This window comes from Cupriavidus sp. FW305-46, from assembly GCF_058787075.1.
The window spans coordinates 43408-63700 of record NZ_JBYSZI010000006.1; the positions used below are offsets into that span (position 1 = coordinate 43408).

Annotated in this window: 19 protein-coding genes; 9 read left to right on the forward strand and 10 right to left on the reverse strand. The window is 67.7% G+C overall.

All coding sequences use genetic code 11. The annotated features are described in order from the left end of the window. Positions 1 to 365: 365 nt before the first annotated feature. Positions 366 to 2690 carry an NADP-dependent malic enzyme gene (locus AC3WON_RS04430; protein WP_492351212.1) on the reverse strand — a complete coding sequence of 775 codons (2325 nt, stop codon included), beginning with the start codon at positions 2688 to 2690 and terminating at the stop codon, positions 366 to 368. Positions 2691 to 3090: 400 nt separating this feature from the next. Between AC3WON_RS04430 and thiL the strand changes: the two genes are divergently transcribed. The 3 genes from thiL (at position 3091) to AC3WON_RS04445 (ending at position 5318) form a co-directional block, all read left to right on the forward strand. Beyond that, positions 3091 to 4071, forward strand: a complete 981-nt coding sequence (gene thiL / locus AC3WON_RS04435) for a thiamine-phosphate kinase (protein ID WP_492351213.1) — start codon at positions 3091 to 3093, stop codon at positions 4069 to 4071. Positions 4072 to 4197: 126 nt separating this feature from the next. Beyond that, positions 4198 to 4764, forward strand: a complete 567-nt coding sequence (locus tag AC3WON_RS04440) for a phosphatidylglycerophosphatase A family protein (RefSeq protein ID WP_492320290.1) — start codon at positions 4198 to 4200, stop codon at positions 4762 to 4764. Positions 4765 to 4820: 56 nt separating this feature from the next. Beyond that, positions 4821 to 5318, forward strand: coding sequence for a CinA family protein (locus tag AC3WON_RS04445; protein WP_492320291.1), 498 nt, complete (start codon positions 4821 to 4823; stop codon positions 5316 to 5318). Between the two features lie 77 nt (positions 5319 to 5395). Here the strand turns inward: AC3WON_RS04445 and pyrF are convergent, their stop codons facing one another. Further along, the gene (gene pyrF / locus AC3WON_RS04450; RefSeq protein WP_018312125.1) at positions 5396 to 6214 is read right to left on the reverse strand and encodes an orotidine-5'-phosphate decarboxylase; all 819 of its coding nucleotides are present in this window, start codon (positions 6212 to 6214) and stop codon (positions 5396 to 5398) included. Between the two features lie 186 nt (positions 6215 to 6400). On the opposite strand from pyrF, the gene AC3WON_RS04455 reads away from it, so the two are divergent. Continuing rightward, on the forward strand, positions 6401 to 7300 hold the full coding sequence (locus AC3WON_RS04455) for a DMT family transporter (RefSeq protein WP_492320292.1): 900 nt from the start codon (positions 6401 to 6403) through the stop codon (positions 7298 to 7300). A 584-nt stretch (positions 7301 to 7884) separates the two neighbouring features. Next, entirely contained in the window at positions 7885 to 8850 is a 966-nt protein-coding gene (gene corA, locus AC3WON_RS04460) for a magnesium/cobalt transporter CorA (RefSeq protein ID WP_010813196.1), read from the forward strand. 12 nt (positions 8851 to 8862) lie between these two features. Here corA and mtgA read toward each other — a convergent pair whose 3' ends face one another. The 8 genes from mtgA to mpl form a co-directional block, all read right to left on the reverse strand. Continuing rightward, on the reverse strand, positions 8863 to 9513 hold the full coding sequence (gene mtgA / locus AC3WON_RS04465) for a monofunctional biosynthetic peptidoglycan transglycosylase (RefSeq protein WP_492320377.1): 651 nt from the start codon (positions 9511 to 9513) through the stop codon (positions 8863 to 8865). 137 nt (positions 9514 to 9650) lie between these two features. Then, positions 9651 to 10538, reverse strand: a complete 888-nt coding sequence (gene aroE / locus AC3WON_RS04470) for a shikimate dehydrogenase (RefSeq protein ID WP_492351214.1) — start codon at positions 10536 to 10538, stop codon at positions 9651 to 9653. Continuing rightward, the gene (locus AC3WON_RS04475; RefSeq protein WP_492320294.1) at positions 10538 to 11470 is read right to left on the reverse strand and encodes an energy transducer TonB family protein; all 933 of its coding nucleotides are present in this window, start codon (positions 11468 to 11470) and stop codon (positions 10538 to 10540) included. Before AC3WON_RS04475 ends, aroE begins: the two co-directional genes overlap by 1 nt. A 130-nt stretch (positions 11471 to 11600) precedes the next feature. After that, positions 11601 to 13703 (reverse strand): ribonuclease catalytic domain-containing protein, encoded by a 2103-nt coding sequence (locus AC3WON_RS04480; RefSeq protein WP_492351215.1) that lies wholly within the window; start codon positions 13701 to 13703, stop codon positions 11601 to 11603. Positions 13704 to 13955: 252 nt separating this feature from the next. Beyond that, entirely contained in the window at positions 13956 to 14696 is a 741-nt protein-coding gene (gene fabG / locus AC3WON_RS04485) for a 3-oxoacyl-ACP reductase FabG (RefSeq protein ID WP_492320296.1), read from the reverse strand. Continuing rightward, entirely contained in the window at positions 14693 to 15355 is a 663-nt protein-coding gene (locus tag AC3WON_RS04490) for a chorismate--pyruvate lyase family protein (RefSeq protein WP_492351216.1), read from the reverse strand. Before AC3WON_RS04490 ends, fabG begins: the two co-directional genes overlap by 4 nt. Then, the gene (locus tag AC3WON_RS04495) at positions 15352 to 15966 is read right to left on the reverse strand and encodes a YqiA/YcfP family alpha/beta fold hydrolase (RefSeq protein WP_492320297.1); all 615 of its coding nucleotides are present in this window, start codon (positions 15964 to 15966) and stop codon (positions 15352 to 15354) included. The genes AC3WON_RS04490 and AC3WON_RS04495 overlap by 4 nt, the downstream gene beginning before the upstream one ends. A gap of 18 nt (positions 15967 to 15984) precedes the next feature. Next, positions 15985 to 17370: a UDP-N-acetylmuramate:L-alanyl-gamma-D-glutamyl-meso-diaminopimelate ligase gene (gene mpl / locus AC3WON_RS04500; RefSeq protein ID WP_492351217.1), complete on the reverse strand. Its 1386-nt coding sequence runs from the start codon at positions 17368 to 17370 to the stop codon at positions 15985 to 15987. Positions 17371 to 17572: 202 nt separating this feature from the next. Here mpl and AC3WON_RS04505 point away from each other — a divergent pair, with 202 nt between their 5' ends. From AC3WON_RS04505 to accB, 4 genes are all read left to right on the forward strand, one after another. Continuing rightward, positions 17573 to 18262, forward strand: a complete 690-nt coding sequence (locus AC3WON_RS04505; RefSeq protein ID WP_492320299.1) for a UDP-N-acetylmuramate--alanine ligase — start codon at positions 17573 to 17575, stop codon at positions 18260 to 18262. A 36-nt stretch (positions 18263 to 18298) separates the two neighbouring features. After that, the gene (locus AC3WON_RS04510; protein ID WP_492320300.1) at positions 18299 to 18847 is read left to right on the forward strand and encodes a TlpA family protein disulfide reductase; all 549 of its coding nucleotides are present in this window, start codon (positions 18299 to 18301) and stop codon (positions 18845 to 18847) included. Between the two features lie 197 nt (positions 18848 to 19044). After that, positions 19045 to 19542, forward strand: a complete 498-nt coding sequence (aroQ, locus tag AC3WON_RS04515) for a type II 3-dehydroquinate dehydratase (protein ID WP_492320301.1) — start codon at positions 19045 to 19047, stop codon at positions 19540 to 19542. A 165-nt stretch (positions 19543 to 19707) separates the two neighbouring features. After that, the gene (accB, locus tag AC3WON_RS04520) at positions 19708 to 20172 is read left to right on the forward strand and encodes an acetyl-CoA carboxylase biotin carboxyl carrier protein (RefSeq protein ID WP_492320302.1); all 465 of its coding nucleotides are present in this window, start codon (positions 19708 to 19710) and stop codon (positions 20170 to 20172) included. Positions 20173 to 20293: the final 121 nt, after the last annotated feature.

Consider the following 20293-nt stretch of genomic DNA (forward strand, 5'->3'; position numbering starts at 1 on the left):
AAACTTGGAAACCCACGTTGCTTGTCTTGGTTGAACCGGAAATCGAGCCTGCCGCTGGTTGGGTAGACGATCTGTCCGGGCCACCCTGGCCAGCGCCCTGCGCCACCCGTAGAGGAGCGCGATGGATGCCGGCCGCACCGGGGCGCTCATGGCGAGCGCCTGTATCAAAGGCGTAAGGTTACGCGCATGCACGCAATTAATCAATCCCGGCCCAGCGGCAGCGGTAATTCTTCAATTGTTTCAATATGTTAAGCGTATGTGTGCGCATACTAACCATGCACATATGGACGTAAAAAAAGCCGGGCGAGCCCGGCTTTTCATCGCATTGGCCTGTTACCGGCCATGCAACCGGCGCTACCAGCGGTTTAGCGCTTGGCAGCGGCGTCCACCACGACCAGCGAGGTCATGTTGACGATGCGCCGCACCGTGGCCGACGGCGTCAGGATGTGCACCGGCGCCTTCACGCCCAGCAAGATCGGCCCGATCGCGACGTTGTTGCCCGCGGCAACCTTGAGCAGGTTGTACGAGATATTGGCCGCGTCGATGTTCGGGCACACCAGCAGGTTGGCTTCGCCCTTGAGCGCGCCGTCCGGCACCAGCTGGTCGCGTAGCTTCTGGTCGAGCGCGCTGTCGCCGTGCATTTCGCCGTCGATCTCCAGGTCCGGGGCGCGATCGCGCAGGATGGCGAGGGTTTCGCGCATCTTGCGGGCCGAAGGCGCTTCGGACGAGCCGAAGTTCGAATGCGACAGCAGCGCGATCTTGGGCTCGATGCCAAAGCGCTTCAGTTCCTCGGCGGCCATCAGCGTGATCTGTGCCAGCTCTTCGGCGCTCGGGTCGACGTTGACGTGCGTATCCACCAGGAAGATCTGGCGGCCCGGCAGCACCAGGCCGTTCATCGCCGCGTAGACCTTGCTGGTGCCGCCCAGCACCTGGTCGATATAGCGCAGGTGCGCAGCGGTATTGCTGACGGTGCCGCAGATCATGCCGTCGGCCTCGCCCTTCTTGACCAGCATTGCGCCGATCAGCGTGGTGCGGCGGCGCAGCTCCAGCTTGGCGTACTCGGGCGTGATGCCCTCGCGCGCCATCATGCGGTAATAGGCGTCGGAATAGTCGCGGAAACGCTCATCGTGCTCGGGGTTGACCACGGTGAAGTCCACGCCGGCGCGCAGGCGCAGGCCGAAGCGCTCGATGCGGTGCTGCAGCACGGCCGGGCGGCCGATCAGGATCGGGTTGGCCAGCTTTTCGTCGACGATCACCTGCACCGCACGCAGCACGCGCTCTTGCTCGCCTTCGGCGAAGACGATGCGCTTCTTATCCATCTCGACCTTGCGCGCGGCGGCGTAGATCGGCTTCATCAGCGTGCCCGAGTGGTACACGAACTGCTGCAGCTGCAGGCGGTAGGCGTCCATGTCCTCGATCGGACGGGCGGCCACGCCGGATTTCATCGCGGCCTCGGCCACGGCCGGCGCCACCTTGACGATCAGGCGCGGGTCGAACGGCTTCGGAATCAGGTACTCGGGGCCGAACGACAGGTCCTGGATGCCATAGGCAGTGGCGACGATGTCGCTCTGCTCCTGGCGTGCCAGTTCGGCCAGGGCATTGGCCGCGGCGATTTCCATCTCGCGCGTGATGGTGGTGGCGCCGCAATCCAGCGCCCCGCGGAAGATGAACGGGAAGCACAGGACGTTGTTGACCTGGTTCGGGTAGTCGGTGCGGCCGGTGGCCATCACGGCGTCGGGGCGCACTTCCTTGACCAGCTCCGGCGCGATTTCCGGGTTGGGGTTGGCCAGTGCCAGCACCAGCGGCTTGTCGGCCATGCGCTGGACCATGTCCTGCTTGAGCACGCCCGCGGCTGACAGGCCCAGGAAGATGTCGGCGCCGTCGATCACTTCGGCCAGCTTGCGCTTGTCGGTCTTTTGCGAGAAGCGCGCCTTTTCCGGGTCCATCAGCTCGGTACGGCCTTCGTAGACCACGCCGGCCAGGTCCGTCACCCAGATGTTCTCGATCGGCAGGCCGATGTCGACCAGCAGGTCCAGGCAGGCCAGCGCGGCCGCGCCGGCGCCCGAGGCCACCAGCTTGACCTTCTTGATGTCCTTGCCGACCACCTTCAGGCCGTTGATGATGGCCGCGGACACCACGATGGCGGTGCCGTGCTGGTCATCGTGGAAGACGGGAATCTTCATCTTCTCGCGCAGCTTGCGCTCGACGTAGAAGCACTCCGGTGCCTTGATGTCTTCGAGGTTGATGCCGCCGAAGGTGGGCTCCAGCGCGGCGATGATCTGGACCAGCTTTTCCGGGTCCTTCTCGTCGACTTCGATATCGAACACGTCGATACCGGCAAACTTCTTGAACAGGCCAGCCTTGCCTTCCATCACCGGCTTGGAAGCCGCGGCGCCAATGTCGCCCAGGCCCAGCACGGCGGTGCCGTTGGTGATCACCGCGACCAGGTTGCCGCGGGCGGTGTAGCGGAAGGAATTGGCCGGATCGGAAACGATCTCTTCACAAGCGGCGGCCACGCCCGGCGAATAGGCCAGGGCCAGGTCGCGCTGGTTCGACAGCGGCTTGGTCGGCGTGACCGAGATCTTGCCGGGGGTGGGAAACTCGTGGTACTCGAGCGCCGCTTTGCGCAGCGCCTCACGCTGCTGCTGTTTCAGATCGTCTTGGGACGGGGACTGCTGAGGGCTGGTCATCGGCGCATCTTCCAATCGGTGGAGCCGTCATTGACGAGGCGGGGGACGATCGGCGGACCGGCTCCACGTGTCCGCCCTTCTCTTCCTTTGGAACCCAGCATTTTATATTGTGAAATACTATTTCACAATAAGCCTTTTACTTGGGGCACCTTTGCGATTCGGTACAATATGCCCCATCCCCCCGGGCAATACCAGCAAGCGTAGCGCCTGCCGGCAGAAGCGGCGTACCGCGCGATGGTCATGGCTGTCGTGCGCGGCAGTATCTTGCTGAAATGCCGGACGCGCCCCATCCTGACGCGCTGCGCAGGCGCCGCGGGATTGCACCGGATCGCCATTCATCTTCGCGCAACGCGCAGCCCCCGATCCCGTCCCACCCGGCGGGCGAATCTTCCCGACGACGATGTCCCACGCCCAGCCAGCCCCGCTTTCCGAGTTCGACCTGATCCGCCGCTTTTTCACGCGGCCGGTGCGCAAGGCCGCGCTCGGCGTGGGCGATGACTGCGCGCTGATCGAGGGCCGCCCCGGCCACCACCTGGCCATCAGCACCGACATGCTGGTGAGCGGCCGGCATTTCTTCCCGGACGTGGCGCCGCGCGCACTCGGCCACAAGGCCCTGGCCGTGAACTTGTCCGACCTGGCCGCCATGGGCGCCGAGCCGCGCGCGTTCACCCTGGCACTGGCCCTGCCCGAGGCCGACCCCGCCTGGCTGGCCGAGCTGGCCGATGGCATGCTGGCGCTGGCTGACGCCCACGGCTGCGAACTGGTCGGCGGCGACACCACGCGCGGCCCGCTGACGCTTTCGCTGACGGTATTCGGCGACGTGCCGCTGCGCGCCGCGCTGCGCCGCGACGCCGCGCGGCCCGGCGACGATATCTGGATTTCCGGCACGCTTGGCGACGCCCGCCTGGCGCTGGGCGACTGCCGCGGCGAATGGCTGCTGCCTGAGCCCGAGTTCAGCCAGGTGCGCCCGCGCATGGACACGCCCACGCCGCGCGTGGCGCTGGGCAAGGCCCTGCGCGGTGTGGCGCATGCCGCACTCGACATTTCCGACGGACTGGTCGGCGACCTGGGCCATATCCTGGAACGCTCGCAGGTCGGCGCGCTGGTCGACGTCGATGCGCTGCCGCGCTCGGCGGTACTGGCCAGCCAGCCCGATGCCATCCAGCGCGAATGCGTGCTGGCCGGCGGCGACGACTACGAACTGTGCTTCACCGCGCCCGCCGGCAGTCGCGACGCCATTGCGGCGATCAGCGAACGGCTGGCGCTGCCGCTCGCACGTGTCGGCGCGATCACGCCCGAGCCCGGCCTGCGGCTGGTCGACAGTACCGGCAACCCGACCCGGTACCAAGGCGCCAGCTTCGACCACTTCGCTGCCCCCTGACACCGGGTCGCGGGCATGTCATGATGCCGGCATCGGCGCGCTGCGCGGGCACGGGAGTCCCGCAAGCATGGCAGCGCAAGCCGGCCATAACCATAAGCAGTATCTGCATCACACGAGCCAATTTTGATGTCCACCTTGCCTCCCGGGGCCGCGCCGCGCGACCCCGCCCTGACCCTGGAAGCCGGCCAGACCGTCAAGGTCACGCGCCCGAGCGCGCGCTTCATGCTGTCCCATCCGGCCCACCTGATCGCCTTCGGCTTCGGCTCGGGCCTGTCGCCCGTTGCGCCGGGCACGGTCGGCACGCTCTACGCCTGGCTGTCGTTCGTAGTGATTTCGCTGTGGATCGAGCCCACCACCTGGCTGTGGATCATCGCCGGCGGCTTCCTGGTCGGCCTGTGGGCGTGCGCGCGCACCGCGCGCGACATGGGCGTGCACGACCATGGCAGCATGGTCTGGGACGAGATCGTCGCCTTCTGGCTGGTGCTGGCCTTTGTCATGCCGACCGGCTTCTGGGGGCAGTTCGCCGCCTTCCTGTGGTTCCGGCTGTTCGACATCGCCAAGCCGGCGCCGATCGGCCACTATGACCGCACGCTCAAGGGTCCGGGCCTGCGCGGCGGCTTTGGCGTGATGTTCGACGACATCTTCGCGGCCTTCTACACGCTGCTGGTGTTTGCGCTGTGGCGCTCGTTCTGAGCCCCGCATCGCCAGCCATTGCAAGCTGATTCCCCTCAAAACTACCTGTATCCACCATGTCTGTCAGCCGCCTGCTCGACCAGCTCGCCATCCAGGCCGGCGTCGCCCTTGCCGACAAATCCCTGATGCTGGCCACTGCCGAATCCTGCACCGGCGGGCTGGTGGCTGCCGCCATTACCGACGTATCCGGCTCGTCCGGCTGGTTCGAGCGCGGCTTCGTCACCTATTCCAATGAGGCCAAGTCCACCATGCTGGGCGTGCCGGCCAAGCTGATCCGCGACCACGGCGCGGTCAGCGAGGAAGTGGCGCGCGCCATGGCCGAAGGCGCGCTGCTCAACAGCCGCGCCCAGGTGGCGCTATCGATCACCGGCGTGGCCGGGCCCAACGGCGGCACCCCGGAAAAGCCGGTGGGCATGGTCTGCTTCGGCTGGAGCAACCGCATTACCACCAATACCGAGACTCAGCGCTTTCGCGGCGACCGCGGCCAGATCCGCCGGCAGGCGGCCGAGCATGCCATGCGGGGGCTGCTGGAGCTGATCCGGAACGAGGCCTGAGGCCGGCGCCCGGCAATCTGCGCCCAATAAAAAACCGCGCCGTCTCCGGCGCGGTTTTTTATTGTCTACGCCCGGTTTCAGCCGTGGCGATAGCGATTGATGGTCTCCCGCGTCTGCAGCGCGACATTGCGCGCCGCCGCCGCAAAATCCTTCTCGCGGCTGGCGTAGAGGATGGCGCGCGACGAGTTGATCATCATGCCGGTGCCGTCCGCGGTGCGCCCCGCCTTGACCGTGGCCTCGATGTCGCCACCCTGGGCGCCGATGCCCGGGATCAGCAGTGGCATGTCGCCGACGATCTGGCGCACCCGCGCGATCTCGTTGGGGAAGGTCGCGCCGACCACCAGGCCCATCTGGCCGGTGGTGTTCCAGCGCTCGCGCGCGGCCTCGGCCACCAGCTGGTACAGCGGCTTGCCGTCGACCTGCAGGAACTGCACGTCCGAGCCGCCCGGGTTGGAGGTGCGGCACAGCACGATCACGCCGCGGTCGGGATAAGCCAGGTACGGCTGCATCGAATCGAAGCCCATGTACGGGCTGACCGTGACCGCGTCGGCGCGGTAGCGCTCGAAGGCCTCCAGCGCGTAGTGCTCGGCGGTCGAGCCGATGTCGCCGCGCTTGGCGTCCAGGATCACCGGGATGCCGGGGTGGGCGTCGTGGATATAGTGGATCAGCTGCTCGAGCTGGTCTTCCGCGCGCTGCGAGTGGAAGTACGCAATCTGCGGCTTGAAGGCGCAGACCAGGTCGGCGGTGGCGTCAACGATCTCGCGGCAGAACGAAAAGATGGCGCCGCCCGCCCCGGTCAGGGACAGCGGCAGCTTCTGCGGGTCAGGATCGAGCCCGACGCACAGGAGGGAATCGTTGCGCTGCCAGGCGGCAGCAAGCTGCTCGGTGAAAGTCATGGGTACTCGGAATATCCTGGTGGCGCCGGCGCCCCATTGGCCCGGCCGGCGCGGTTGGCCGCAGCGGCGTGAAAACCTTTCATCCCTGCAGCATATGTCGCTTCCGGCAATTTTACCCGCTGCGTGCTATGGTTTTGCGCTTCCTCTCAAAACAAAGCGCGGCATGACGCACAGCCGCGTCCCGTCATGTCTCTCGATCGCCGCGGTATCTTCCTGCTTGTCGTGCTCACCCTTGCCTGGGGCATCAACTGGCCCATCATGAAGGTTGGCGTAGCGCACTTTCCGGCGATGGGCTTCCGCCTGCTGTGCATGGCGGGCGGGCTGGTGGCGCTGGGGCTGGCGTTGCGACTGCGCGGCGATTCGCTGGCCGTGCCGCGGCGCGAATGGGGCACGGTGGTCCGCCTGGCCATTCCCAACATGGTGGTCTGGCACCTGTTTGCGATCTGCGCGGTCAAGATGCTGTCCTCGGGCCGGGCCGCCATCCTGGGCTACACCATGCCGATCTGGGCAGTGGTCTGGGGCCTGGTGTTCTTCCGCGAGCGCATCGGCGCCTGGGCCTGGCTGGGCATCGGCTGCGCGCTGGCCGGAACGGTGCTGCTGCTTTCCGGCGAGCTCGCCGCGCTGACCGGCAGCCCGGCCGGCACGCTGCTGATGCTGCTGGCCGCGGCCGGCTGGGGCTTCGGCACCCAATTGATAAAACGCACCCCGACCGACGTGCCCATCGGCGCCATGACGTTCTGGATGCTGGCCGTGACCCTGCCCTTCCTGGCGGTCGGCTCGCTGCTGCTGGAAGACGGCTGGCGCATGCCCACCGCCGTCGAATGGGGCGCCATCGCCTACAACGCGGTGGTGGTCTTCGCCTTCTGCCACCTGGTCTGGTTCGGGCTGGCGCGCAGCCTGCCGCCGGTGGTGTCGAGCCTGTCGATCATGTTCATTCCGGTAGTCGGCGTGTTCTCGGGCATGTGGATGCTGGGCGAGCAGCCGCACTGGCAGGACTACGCGGCGATCGTGCTGATGTTCCTGGCGCTGTCCTCGGTGATGCTGGCGCCGCTGCTGTGGCGCCGGCTGCAGGGCGCGCTGGGCTGATCGCCAGGTGGGCGCGCCGCCGGTCGTGAGCGGGCAACAGCGGGCCGCGTGCGCGGAGATTTCACTTAACAATCCACCCTACGTTGGGCTACACTCGCGGCCATCACAATCCCGGAGAAATTACGTGGGCAGTAGCATCGGGTGTTCGAGTTGCCGCAGCAGCGCTGCGACCTCTGCGAATGCCATGTCACTGCGGGCTGCGTAACGACGACCCGCCCGGAGCACCCGGCTCCGCGCCTCGTCGGCCTCGCCCGCAGCAGAACACTGCGGGCGAGTGTCTTTCCGTGCCACCGGCGGCGCCATCCATGCGCGCCGCACCGCGTGCGGATTTTCCCTCTCCCGGCTAGCCAGCCAACCCAGGCAAACGCCATCGCCTTGTACCGCCCGCCGAGTCCGTTGCGTCCGGCAGCCGCGGTACAGCGCGATCACGCTTGCCCGTGGCCCGGCCCTGGCAGGGCGCCTTCCGGCGTCTCGCCAGGCCATGCAGGGCATGACGGACTACCTGGGAATGCGGCGAGCCGCCTGCGCTTGTCTTCGCGCTTGTCTTTGTTTTTCGTCGCAATCAGCAATAAGGAATCCCGGGGATGATCAACCTGTTCGTCCTGCAGAAAGGCCGGCTTGCCCAGGAGCAGGTCGACGAGCGCAATGAGCTGCTGCAGCACAAGCCGATCTGGATCGATGTCGTCAATCCCGACGACGAGGAACTGAACTGGATCAAGGAAGCCTATGGCGTCGCCCTTCCCGAACTGGAAGACCTGGGCGACCTGGAAGCGTCCGCGCGATATTTCGAGGGCGAGGACGAGAATATCCATATCCGCACCGACTTCCTGCTGGACGAGGAAGAGGCCTTGTCGCGCAACGTGCGCGTGGCTTTCGTGCTGACGCGCGACGTACTGTTCTCCATCCACGACGAAGACCTGCCGGTGTTCCGGCTGGTGCGGCTGCGCGCACGCATGCGCCCGGGCTCGGTGCGCAATGCCAAGGACGTGCTGATGGACCTGTACGCGACCGACGCCGAGTATTCCGCCGACTCGATCGAGGAAATCTACGAGCGGCTCGAAGAAGCGAGCCGCCGCGTGCTGGCCGAGAACGTGACCGATGCCGCCGCGGCCGACGTGCTGGAAACCATCGCCCGCGAGGAAGACTTGAACGGGCGCATCCGCCGCAACGTGATGGACACGCGCCGCGCGGTGTCCTTCCTGATGCGCAGCCAGCTGCTGTCGGCCGAGCAGCAGGACGAGGCCCGCCAGATCCTGCGCGACATCGACTCGATCGAGAACCACACCGCGTTCCTGTTCGACAAGATCAACTTCCTGATGGACGCGACCGTCGGTTTCATCAACATCAACCAGAACAAGATCATCAAACTGTTCTCGGTGGTGTCGGTGGCGCTGATGCCGCCCACGCTGATCGCCAGCATCTACGGCATGAACTTCAAGTTCATGCCGGAGCTGGACTGGGGCGCGGGCTATCCGTGGGCGATTGCGCTGATGGCGGTGTCGGCGGCGATCCCGCTGGTGTATTTCCGCAGGAAGGGCTGGCTGAGCTGAGCCCCGCGGGGCTCAGTCGGGCAGCGTGGCTGCCCCCATCCGCCGCGCGATGGTGCTTGCCTTGGCGCGGAAATTCACGCGCACGTTGGCGCAGTATTCCTTCTTGTCGAAGCACTTGGGTGCCGGCAGCGCCGCGGCCAGGCGCGCGGACTGGCCCACGCTGAGCTTGTCGGCGCTGGTGCGGAAGTAGTGCTGCGCCGCGGCCTGCGCGCCGAACACGCCCTCGCCCCACTCCACCGAATTCAGGTAGATCTCGTAGATGCGCTGCTTGTCCAGCCAGAACTCGAGCATCCACGTGATGGCCAGCTCCTGGCCCTTGCGCAGGTATTGCTGCTCGGACGACAGGAACAGGTTCTTGGCCAGCTGCTGCGTGATGGTGGAACCGCCGCGCACGATGCGCCCGCGCTTCTTGTTGCGCTCCCAGGCATCGAGCATGGCATCCAGCTCATAGCCCGGATGGTTGACGAAGTCGGCGTCCTCGCTGGCGATCACCGCGCGCTTGAGGTTGCGCGAGATGCGGTCGTACGGTACCCATTGCCGGTCGATGCCGCAGTTCCAGAGGTTGATGCCGCACAGGCGCCAGCGCTCGGCGCGCATGAACGTGGTCGTCGAAGGATTGATGTATTGCCAGCTTGCGATCTGCACGAAGAAGTACAGCTGCATCGCCACCACGCCCGCCGCCACGCAGCCCAGCAGGTAGCCGAGCCAGCGGACCGGGTTGAACACCGTGCGTGCGGGGGCTGCGCCGCGGCTGGCGCTGGCTGCGCGGTTGCGGTTGGCCACGGCTGGCGGCGCCCCGGTCAGCCCTTGCGTTCGGCCTGCAGCGCGGCGCGCAGCTCGGCCAGCACGGGGGCGGTGCGGGGGCGCACGCCGCGCCAGCTGTAGAACGCTTCAGCCGCCTGTTCGACCAGCATGCCCAGGCCGTCGCTGGTGCGCGCGCCACAGCGCGCGGCGAACTGCAGGAACACCGTGGGCTCGGCGCCGTACATCATGTCGTAGGCCAGCACGCCTTCGCCCAGCAGGAACTCGGGCACCGGCGGCACTTCGCCATGCAGGCTGCTGGACGAAGCATTGATGACCACGTCCACGGCTTCGTCCTCGGACAGCCCGTCGAGCGCATCGAGCCCGCCGCCCCACAGCTCCACGCCGTACTGGTCGGCGGCTTCGACAAACTCTTCCAGCATGTCGCTCGCGCGCGAGGCGGTGCGGTTGGCCACCACGATGCGCGACGGCCGGCATTCGATCAGCGGCAGCATCGCGCCCATGGCGGCGCCGCCGGCGCCCAGCAGCAGCACGCGCTTGCCTTCGATCAGGGTGTCGAGGTTGTCCTGGATATCGCGCACCAGGCCGATGCCGTCGGTGTTGTCGCCATGGATCATGCCCTCTTCGATCCACAGCGTGTTGACCGCGCCGGCGGCCTCGGCGCGCTCGGTCAGGCGGTCGGCCAGGTCATAGGCTTCGAGCTTGAACGGCACGGTGACATTGCAGCCGTAGCCGCCCTCGGCAAAGAACTGGCGCACGGCATCGGCAAACCCGTCCAGCGGCGCCTCCAGGCGGTCGTATTGCACGGCCTCGCCGGTCTGGCGCGCAAAGGCCGCGTGGATCGCCGGCGAACGGCTGTGCGCAACCGGGTTGCCGATCACCACATAGCGGTCGGAAGTGGCTTGGGAAGAATCAGTGGATGTCATCAGCGTGCCTGCAAGCGGGTTTCCAGCCCGTTGCGCGAAAACTTGAAAGTGGAAATGACTTCGAGGATGTCCTGGCGCGACGCCATCTCGGCAGTAAAGGGGCCGAACGGCGCGGCCGCGCGCACGATCGCCACGGCCTGGCGGTCCAGCGCGGGATCGCCCGAGCTCTTGACCACGTCGATGGCATCGACGTTGTAGCCGTCGCGGTTGTAGCCGAGCTTGCCGAGCCGGTTGACGTTGATCACCAGGATCAGCTGGCCGTACAGCGGCTTGCCGTTGCGTTGCGGGAAGTCAGTGGTGCCGCGCGCCTCGATCTTGTGGCGCAGGCGGTCATAGTACTGCGCGTAGTCGACCGCCTGGGCGCTGGTGGCGGTCAGCTGGAAGCGCTTGGGCCGCTTGGCGTAGTGGTCCAGGTTGCGGCCGATCTCGGCCTCCAGCCTGGCCATCTCGTCGGTCGAGGTGCGCTCGTCCTGGCCGCGCTGCGGGGTGTCCTGGCGCTTCTCGCCGGGCTTGAGCGGCTGGTTGCGCACCGACGGCGCGGCCTCGCGCGACTGGGTCAGCAGGCGTTGCTGCTCCTGTTCCAGCTGCTCGACGCGGCGCTGCACCTGGCGCACCAGGTCGCCTTCCTGCGTCTGGGTCTGCGCGGGCAGCGGCGTGGTAGCGCGCTGCAGGTCATGGTCGCCGCCGCCGTCCAGGTTGGCTTGCGCCAGCGCGGTCGGGTTGCGCGGCTTCTGCGCCGACTTGGCATTGACCAGCACCACGTCCAGCGCGGCATCGCTGCGCTTGATCTCGAACACCTCGGGCGCAGCCACCCGCACCATCAGCAGCAGCACGTGCACGGCCACGGAAATGGCCAGCGCCTTGGCCAGCGTACTGCTGTTGTGCCACCTGGCATGCCACCAGTGGCGGGGAGCGGCGAGTGTGGCGTTCACGATGGATGGAGGGTGGCTGAAGGGCGGGCGGCGGCCCGAACCGGTCCGGGCCGGCGGCCTGGCAAGACCGGGGCCGCGGGCCCCGGATCAGACAGGCATTGTAAGTGAGCGCCGCCGATTTCCGAAGGCTTCAGCCGGCGGCCGGGGTGCCGGTGTCGCGCTCGCCCGACGCCGCGCCGGCATCGTCGCCGCCCGCTTCGGCCGGGGCTTCGTCCGAGACCCCGGCGGCCTGCTCGGCCGCTTCCTCGGCGGCTGCATCGGCAGCGGCTTCGGCGGACAGCTCTGCGGCTTCCTCGTCGCTTTCCAGCTCTTCCTCGGGCACTTCGCCTTCACCGGCGAAGATCTCCAGCACCCGGCACGACACTTCCAGCGTGATCTCGTCGGTCTCGCCGATCTCCAGCAGCACCTGCGTGCCGCGCTGCGCCTGCACCAGTTCGGGCACGCGCGTGACCAGCGGGATCTCGGTAAAGCGCACCGCGCCTTCCTTGAGCACCGAGGCCACCATGCGCTCGCGCTTTTCCTGCTTGAGCCAGCGCAGGCACCAGTAGCGCTCCATGGTCGACTGGTGGTCGGCGTAGGCGGCGTAAGTGCCTTCGAAGTCCGCCACCGCGGCCAGCAGGTCGGCGTCCTTGGGCTTGAACGGCGCCACCAGCTTGGCGGTCACGCCGTGCTGGGCCACCGCCAGGATCTGCCACTGGTTGACCAGGTCGACATAGCGGCGCAGCGGCGAGGTGCTCCAAGCGTACTGCGCCACGCCCAGGCCCTCGTGCGGTGCCGGGTAGGTCTGCATGCGGGTGCGGTGCATGCCCCACGCCTTCTGCGTGCGGTAGATGCCCGGCACGCCGTTGTCGGCCAGCAGCTTGCCCCAGGTGCTGTTGGCCAGGATCATCAGCTCGGCAACGATCTTGTCCAGCGGCGAGCCGCGCTTGCGCTGTTCGATGCGCACGCGCTGGCTGCCGTCGGCCTGGTCGTCCAGGTAGAAATTGAAGTCGGCGCGGTTGTGGGTCTCGGGGCGCAGGCCGCTGGCCAGGCGCGCCTTCTGGCGCTCGTCGTACAGGTAGCCGGCAAAGTGCCACAGCTGCGTCAGCGCGTCGCGGAACGGGTAGTCGCCGGTGCCCGCGGCAAGCGCAGCCTCGGTGATGACATCGTCGAGCAGGTTGTGGCGCAGGTTGGCGGCGATCGGCACCATCTCGGCGCGGGTCTCGCTGCCGGTGATCAGCCACACGGTCGGGTCCACCGTCACATACAGCGACAGCGCCGGGCACGTGCGCCCTTCCTGCAGCGTGTAGCGCTCCACCACGGCGTCGGGCAGCATGGTGATCTTGTCGCCCGGGAAATAGACCGTGGACAGCCGCTGGCGCGCGACTGCATCGAGCGGTTCGCTGCGGCGGATGCCCAGCGCGGGCGCGGCGATATGGATGCCGATGCGCAGCTTGCCGTCGGGCAGCTTGGTCACGGACAGCGCATCGTCGATCTCGGTGGTGGTGACGTCGTCGATCGAGAATGCCTCCACGTCGGCCACCGGCAGGTCGGCGGGCGGCTCGGGCACGTCGGTTTCCGGAAAGCCCGTTCCCTTCGGGAAGCACTCGGCCAGGAACTTGGCCTCATGCAGCGCGCGCGCACTGGCGACGCCGCCGGCGGCCACCATCAGCCGCATCGGGGTCATTCCCAGCGCGGTGCAGGCGGCGTCCATGGCCTTGTATTCCAGGCTGTTCTTGTCCGGCTTGAACAGCAGTTGCAGCACCTTGTTGCGGAACGTCTCCGGCAGCGTCAGCGCCTTGAGCTGCTCTTCGTACTCGGCCTGCACCAGCGCCTGCTGGCGCTTGCGCTCGAGCGCGGCCAGCGCCGCCTTGAGCTGGTCTTCGGGCGCGCGCTGGTAGCGGCCGCGCCCCTTGCGGCGGAAGTACACCGGGTTGCCGTGCAGCGCCATCGCCAGCGCCGCCTGCTGCACCGGGCCGGGCTCGGCGCCGTAGTATTCGGCGGCCAGCTCGGCGAAGCCGAATTCAGCCTCGGGCGCGCATTCCCACAGGAAGTCCAGGTCGATCTCGGCCATCATGTCGCCGGTCTGGCGCACCAGCTCGATTGCCGACGGCTGCGCGAACTGCAGCAGCACGTCGCGCGACTTGACCTTGGTACGCTTGCCGGCTGGCAGCTCCACCTGGTAAGCCTCGCCCTGCTGGTTCAGCACGGTGCCGGCGCGGATTTCGCCGCCTTCTTCGAACAGCAACTGCATCGATCGGTACTTTCAGAAATGCGCGGAACCGCGTCTGGCCGCCAAGAGGCAGCGCCGGGGCGGGTCCTGTGGGAGAAATGGTGCAACCGGGCGCAAATGCGTGCGAACGGAAGCGAGTGCGGCGCGCGGGGTGCAAATCGCTGGCCGCGGGCCACGCCGTATCGATACGGCCTGAGACCTGGAATGATACCGCACCCCGCTCCGGCGCCTGCGGGGGCCGGCGCCCCGGCGGGGTGCGTGCACCCACGCAGTTCAGAGCGACATGCCGCCGCTGGCCTCGATCGCCACGCCGTTGACGTAGCTGGCGTCGTCGCTGGCCAGGAAGGCGTAGATGCTGGCGATCTCGGCCGGCTCGGCCAGGCGGCGCAGCCAGCACGACGATTTCATGCCGTCCAGCACCTTTTCCGGCACGGTCTGCAGGATCTCGGTATTGACGAAGCCCGGGCACACCGCGTTCACGCGCACGCCCTTGGGGCCCAGCTCGCGCGCCCAGGTCTTGGTGAAGCCGATCACGCCGAACTTGCTGGCGGCGTAGTTGGTCTGGCCGAAGTTGCCGTACAGGCCGACCACGCTGGAAGCGTTCAGGATCACGCCCTTGCCCTGCTCGCTCATCAGGCCGGCCACGGCCTGCGCGCAGTTGAACACGCCCTTCAGGTTGACGTCGATGACGGCATCGAACTGGGCCTCGGTCATCTTGGCCAGGCGTGCATCCTTGGTGATGCCGGCGTTATTGACGAGGATGTCTACGCGTTCGTGCGCGGCCAGCACGGCGGCCACCATGGCATCGACTTCGTCGCGCCGGGTCACGTCGACGCGGTAGGCCGACACGGTGGCGCCGGTGGCGGCCAGCTTGTCGGCGGCCTCGCGCACGCGCTCTTCCTGCACGTCGCACAGGACGACGATGGCGCCGTCCGCGGCAAAGCGCTGCGCGGTGGCAAACCCGATGCCGGCGGCGGCACCGGTGATGATGGCAACCCGACCCTGCAGTTTCATCTCGTGGTCTCTTTCTTGGTTTCGGTAGTGTGTGTAGAGGGGCTTCGGTCTGTCGTCCGCAAATACCTGGGATGCGGAATCGCCTCGGTCCCCGGGGATGGCCGCGACAGCAGGTCCGGCAGGAACACTTCTGTCACGAGCATGACGCCGTCGCCGCGCCGGAACACCGAGCGCCGCGCCGGCAGCATGGGCAGTGGCGCCATGGCCGGCAGCACTCGCTGCAAGGCCTGGCGCAGAGGATGGTGCGGCAGCAGCCGCGCAAACTGGAACGGCTCGCGCGCCACCGCCGGGTCGACAAACAGCCGGCCGCCCAGCGGGCGCTCGCCCAGCCCGCGCAGGAACGGCCAGTCGCGGCGCGCATGGCGCTGGCGCACCACAGTATGGGCAAATATGGCGGGAATATCGTCGCAGATCAGCAGCACCTCGCGCGTCAGCGCGGGGGTGCGGTCGTGCTGGCCCAGCACCTGCCATTCATCGGCGAGCGGGCGCTGCGGGCGCTGCAGCAGGCGCGCCACGTGAAAGCGCTCCGATGCTGCCACCAGGCGCGCGGTCAGCGAGCCGTCGTCACCGGTCACCCAGCGCCGCAGGTTGGGCGTGATGGCCGCATCAAAGGCCAGGTGCGGGCTCCAGCTGCAGCGGCGCGCGGACTGCGCGCTCATGCCGGGCCTGCGCCTGCCGGCACCTTGCCGCCGGGGCCGTAGCCGCAGAAGGCGAGCACATCGTCGACGTAGTCGGCAAATTCGCTGATGCCGTGGTCGCTGCCCTCGATCACGCGGATGTTTGCGCCCGGGCAGGCCGCGACCATCTCACGGTAGTCCAGCACTTCGTCGCCGGTGGCGGCGAGCAGGTAATAGCGTCCGGGATCGGTGATGGTGTCCACGCGCAGGTCCAGCAGTTCCTGCAGATGGCGGCGCTCGACCGTGACCGAGCCGCCGCCGTGCCACAGCGGCTGCTCGCCCAGGTACGCTTCCAGGTCGGTCCAGGGATGGATGGCCGGATTGAGCAGCACGGTCCTGCAGCCATGGCGCTCGCCCAGCCAGCGGGCATAGAAGCCACCCAGCGACGAGCCGACGATGGCGATCTCCTGGTCGCCGCCGGCCTGCGCGGCGCGGATCGCGGCCTGCGCCTGGGCAATGGCCATTTCGGGCGAGACATTGAGCGTGGGGCAGGCGTAGTAGCGGCCCACGCCCCACTCGCGCATGCGCTCCTGCACCAGCCGGGCCTTGAACGACTGGGGCGAGGAGCGGAATCCGTGCAGGTACAGCAGCATGGTGGTCCTTCCCGCCGGTCAGCTTGCGGCGCCCTGGCTCAGGGCGTCCAGCAGCTTCTGGTGCACGCCGCCGAAGCCGCCGTTGCTCATCACCAGCACGTGGTCGCCCGGCTGCGCCGCGGCACGCACGGCCTGCACCAGCGTGCCCAGGTCCTGGAAGGCGGCGGCCTTGTCGCCCAGCGGCGCCAGCGATCCGGCCAGGTCCCAGCCCAGCGCGTCCTTGCCGGCCGGGGCGCCGTAGCCGAACACCAGGTCGGCCTGCTCCAGGCTGGCCGGCAGTTGCGCCTTCATCACGCCCAGCTTCATGGTGTTGGAGCGCGGCTCCAGCACCGCCAGGATGCGGGCATCGCCGACGCGGCGGCGCAGCCCGTCCAGCGTGGTCTGGATCGCGGTCGGATGGTGGGCGAAGTCGTCATAGACGGTCACGCCGCCCGCCACGCCGCGCACTTCCATGCGGCGCTTGACGTTGGCAAAGCGGGACAGCGATTCGATCGCCTGCGCGGCCGGCACGCCCACATGGCGCGCGGCGGCGATCGCGGCCAGCGCATTCATGCGGTTATGGGTGCCCTGCAAGTCCCACACCACGGTACCCTGGACGGTATCGCCAAACCAGACGTCGAAGGCGTCCTTGCCGGGCGCCGCAGTGGCGGCAGCATCGCTCTCGCGCCAGTCGCCCACGCCAAACTGCTCGACCTCGCTCCAGCAGCCGCGCTCCAGCACGCGTGCCAGGCTTTCCTCCAGGCCGTTGACGACAACCCGGCCCTGGCCGGGCACGGTGCGCACCAGGTGGTGGAACTGGGTCTCGATCGCCGCCAGATCCGGGAAGATGTCGGCGTGATCGTATTCCAGGTTGTTCAGGATCGCAGTGCGCGGGCGATAGTGGACAAACTTGCTGCGCTTGTCGAAGAAGGCGGTGTCGTACTCGTCGGCCTCGATCACGAAAAAGTCCGATTCGCTCACGCGCGCCGAGATGCCGAAGTTCTGCGGCACCCCGCCCACCAGGAAGCCGGGGTTGTAGCCGGCATCCTCCAAGATCCAGGCCAGCATCGACGTGGTGGTGGTCTTGCCGTGCGTGCCGGCCACCGCCAGCACCCACTTGCGCGCCAGCACGTGCTCGCCCAGCCATTGCGGACCCGACACATAGGGCAGGTTGCGGTCGAGGATGGCCTCCATCAGCGCATTGCCGCGCGAGACCACGTTGCCGATCACGAACAGGTCCGGCTCCAGCGACAGTTGCGCGGGGTCGAAGCCTTCGATCAGCTCGATCCCCTGGGCCTCGAGCTGGGTGCTCATCGGCGGGTAGACATTGGCATCGCAGCCGGTGACGCGGTGGCCGGCCTCTTTGGCCAGCACCGCCAGGCCGCCCATGAAGGTGCCGCAGATGCCAAGGATATGAATATGCATGGGTTCCCGGAAAGACTTGAAGCCCGCAGGCGTGGGGATTCGGCACCCGGCGTGGCGCGGCGGCATGGCGGCTGTTTCAGGCCGAGTCTTGCGGTGCGGTGGCCGGGCAGGAAGCCTCCGATTGTACCCGAGCGCCCGCGGCCTTCGCTGCACTGCGGCAGCGCGCGCACCGGTTGCGCGGGAGCGTCCGGTATCATGGGGCATGACCCGACGCACCACCCCCGACCCCACCCGCCTGCGCGAGGAAATCGCCCAGGCTGCCGCCCGGATGATCGCCGAGGACGGTGCCGACTACGCCACCGCCAAGCGCAAGGCCGCCCGCCAGGTGCTGGGCGAGCAGCGCGTGCCCGGCGAATGGCTGCCCGACAACGAACAGGTCGAAGCCGAAGTGCGCGCCTACCAGGCGCTGTTCCACGCCGACAGCCAGCCCCGCGTGCTGGCGCTGCTGCGCCGGCTGGCGGTGCTGGCCATGGAAGACCTGGCGCCGTTCCGGCCTTACCTGGTCGGCGCCGTGCTCAACGGCACCGCCACCGAGCACTCCGATATCTATCTGCAGTGCTTCTGCGACAGCGCCAAGGACGCGGCACTGCACCTGATCAACGCCGGCGTGGACTTCGAGACCAGCGAGAGCCGGCATTTCGGCGGCCGCGGCGAGGTCGAGACCCTCAGCTTCCTGTGGAAGGGCCAGTGGCCCGACCGCCGCGAGGCCCGGCTGCTCGCCGGCGAGGTGCGCGCGGAACTGGGTGCCCCAGTCGGCATTCATATTGCACTGTATGATGCCGTCGACGAACGCGGCGCCGTGCGTGCCGACGCCTCGGGCCGCCCGGCCCGCGCCGACGTGCAGGCGGTACGGGCGCTGATGGACGCGCCCGGCGATGCCGACCCGGCCTGACGGCCTGCCCCCACTTCACTGGTCCAAGCCATCCCCATGACTGAAACCGTTTCCTCGCCCGCCCGCCGCTCCCGCCTCTGGCTGTGGATCGCCGTGGCCGTGGTCGCCTGCGCCGCCGGCGCACTGGCCGGCCATTTCGTGTTCTCGCCCAAGCCCGCCAGCGACCAGGCGGTGGAAACCTTCTTCCAGACACGCCTGCCCGACGCCGCCGGCGCCGACCTGGACCTGGGCAAGCTGCGCGGCAAGACCGTGGTGATCAACTTCTGGGCGCCCTGGTGCGGGCCGTGTGTCGAGGAAATGCCGGAGCTGACCGCGCTGCATGAGGAATACAAGAATCGCCAGGTGGAGTTTGTCGGCATCGGCATCGATTCAGCCGCCAATATCCAACAGTTCACCACCAAGGTCCCGGTGGCCTACCCGCTCGCCGTGGCCGGTTTTGCCGGCACCGAGCTGTCGCGCAACTTCGGCAACAGCGCCGGCGGCCTGCCCTACACGGTGGTGATCAACCCGGACGGATCGGTCAAGTACCGCAAGATGGGACGGGTGACGGCCGAGGAACTGCGGGCTGTGCTGCCACGAGCCTGAGCGTATTCTTCCGCCAAATTCGCTGAATTTCGTTTTTCTTCAGCGATTTGTTTCGCCGGGGCGCCAAAACGGCCAGAAAGTGCTTAAAGGGCCGCCAAAGCGCCGCGCAAGGTCGTCAAGCCTTGTATCGCGCGCTAGACAAATCCCTCTAAGCTACGGTAATCTCCGCGCAATTTCGTTGATCTGGTCGAGCCGCCGTGACTGCAACCCGCTCTATCCGTCGCTCAGCCCGCTACCGCAAGGTGCTGGTCCTGCATGGGCCAAACCTGAACCTGCTGGGCACGCGCGAGCCGGAAACCTACGGACACACGACGCTTGCCGATATCGACGCGGCCCTGGCCGAACGCGCGGCAAAAGCCGGCATTTCGCTGGATACGTTCCAGTCCAACCATGAGGGGGCACTGGTCGACCGCATCCACGCCGCACGCGCGGAAGGGGTCGAGTTCATCATCATCAACCCGGCTGCCTACACGCATACCAGCGTGGCACTGCGCGATGCCCTGGCCGGCGTGGCGATCCCGTTCGTCGAGGTGCACCTGTCCAACGTGCACCGGCGCGAAAGCTTTCGCCACCACTCCTATTTCTCCGAGGTGGCGGTCGGAGTGATCTGCGGGCTTGGCTGGCAGGGTTACCTGCTGGCGCTGGACTATGTGCTGGGCCAGGAGCAGCCGCCACCCGAGAGTTCGGGGAGCTGAACTCCCAAGATTTTTTCGACAACCTGCGCGCGCCGCCCGGCGGCCTGCGCCCGTTGGCGTGCCTCGGCACGGCGGGCGTGGATTTCCGGTGGCCGGCAACACGATTCTTCCGCCGCGGCCCGTCCCGGGCAGCGGCCGGATAACCCGATTCAGGAGGATAAAAAGATGGACCTGCGCAAGCTGAAGACGCTTATCGACCTGGTGGCCGAATCCGGCATCTCCGAGCTGGAAGTCACCGAAGGCGACGGCAAGGTACGCATCGTCAAGCAACCGCCGCAAATCGTCGCGGCGCCGATGGCCATGCCGCAGATGCAGGCGCTGCCGCCCGCCGCGGCCGCCGCACCGGCGGCCGGTGCCGTGGCTCCGGCTGCAGAGCCCGCCGCCCAGCTGCCCGCCGGCCATGTGGTGACCTCGCCGATGGTGGGCACGTTCTACCGTGCGCCGTCGCCGGGCGCCGCGCCGTTCGTCAACGTCGGCGACTCGGTCAAGGAAGGCCAGACCGTCTGCATCATCGAAGCCATGAAGCTGCTCAACGAAATCGAGTGCGACAAGGCCGGTGTCATCAAGGAAATTCTGGTCGAGAACGGCCAGGCCGTCGAATACGGCCAGCCTCTGTTCGTGATCGGCTGATCCTGACCGGCATGCCACGCCGCACGCTGCCACCGGCCACGCAAGTGGCCCCCGCAGCAGCGCCCGCGCGGCAAGCCATGGCGTTGTTTGGCGCCAGGGACGTTGTGGGCTTCGCGGCCCG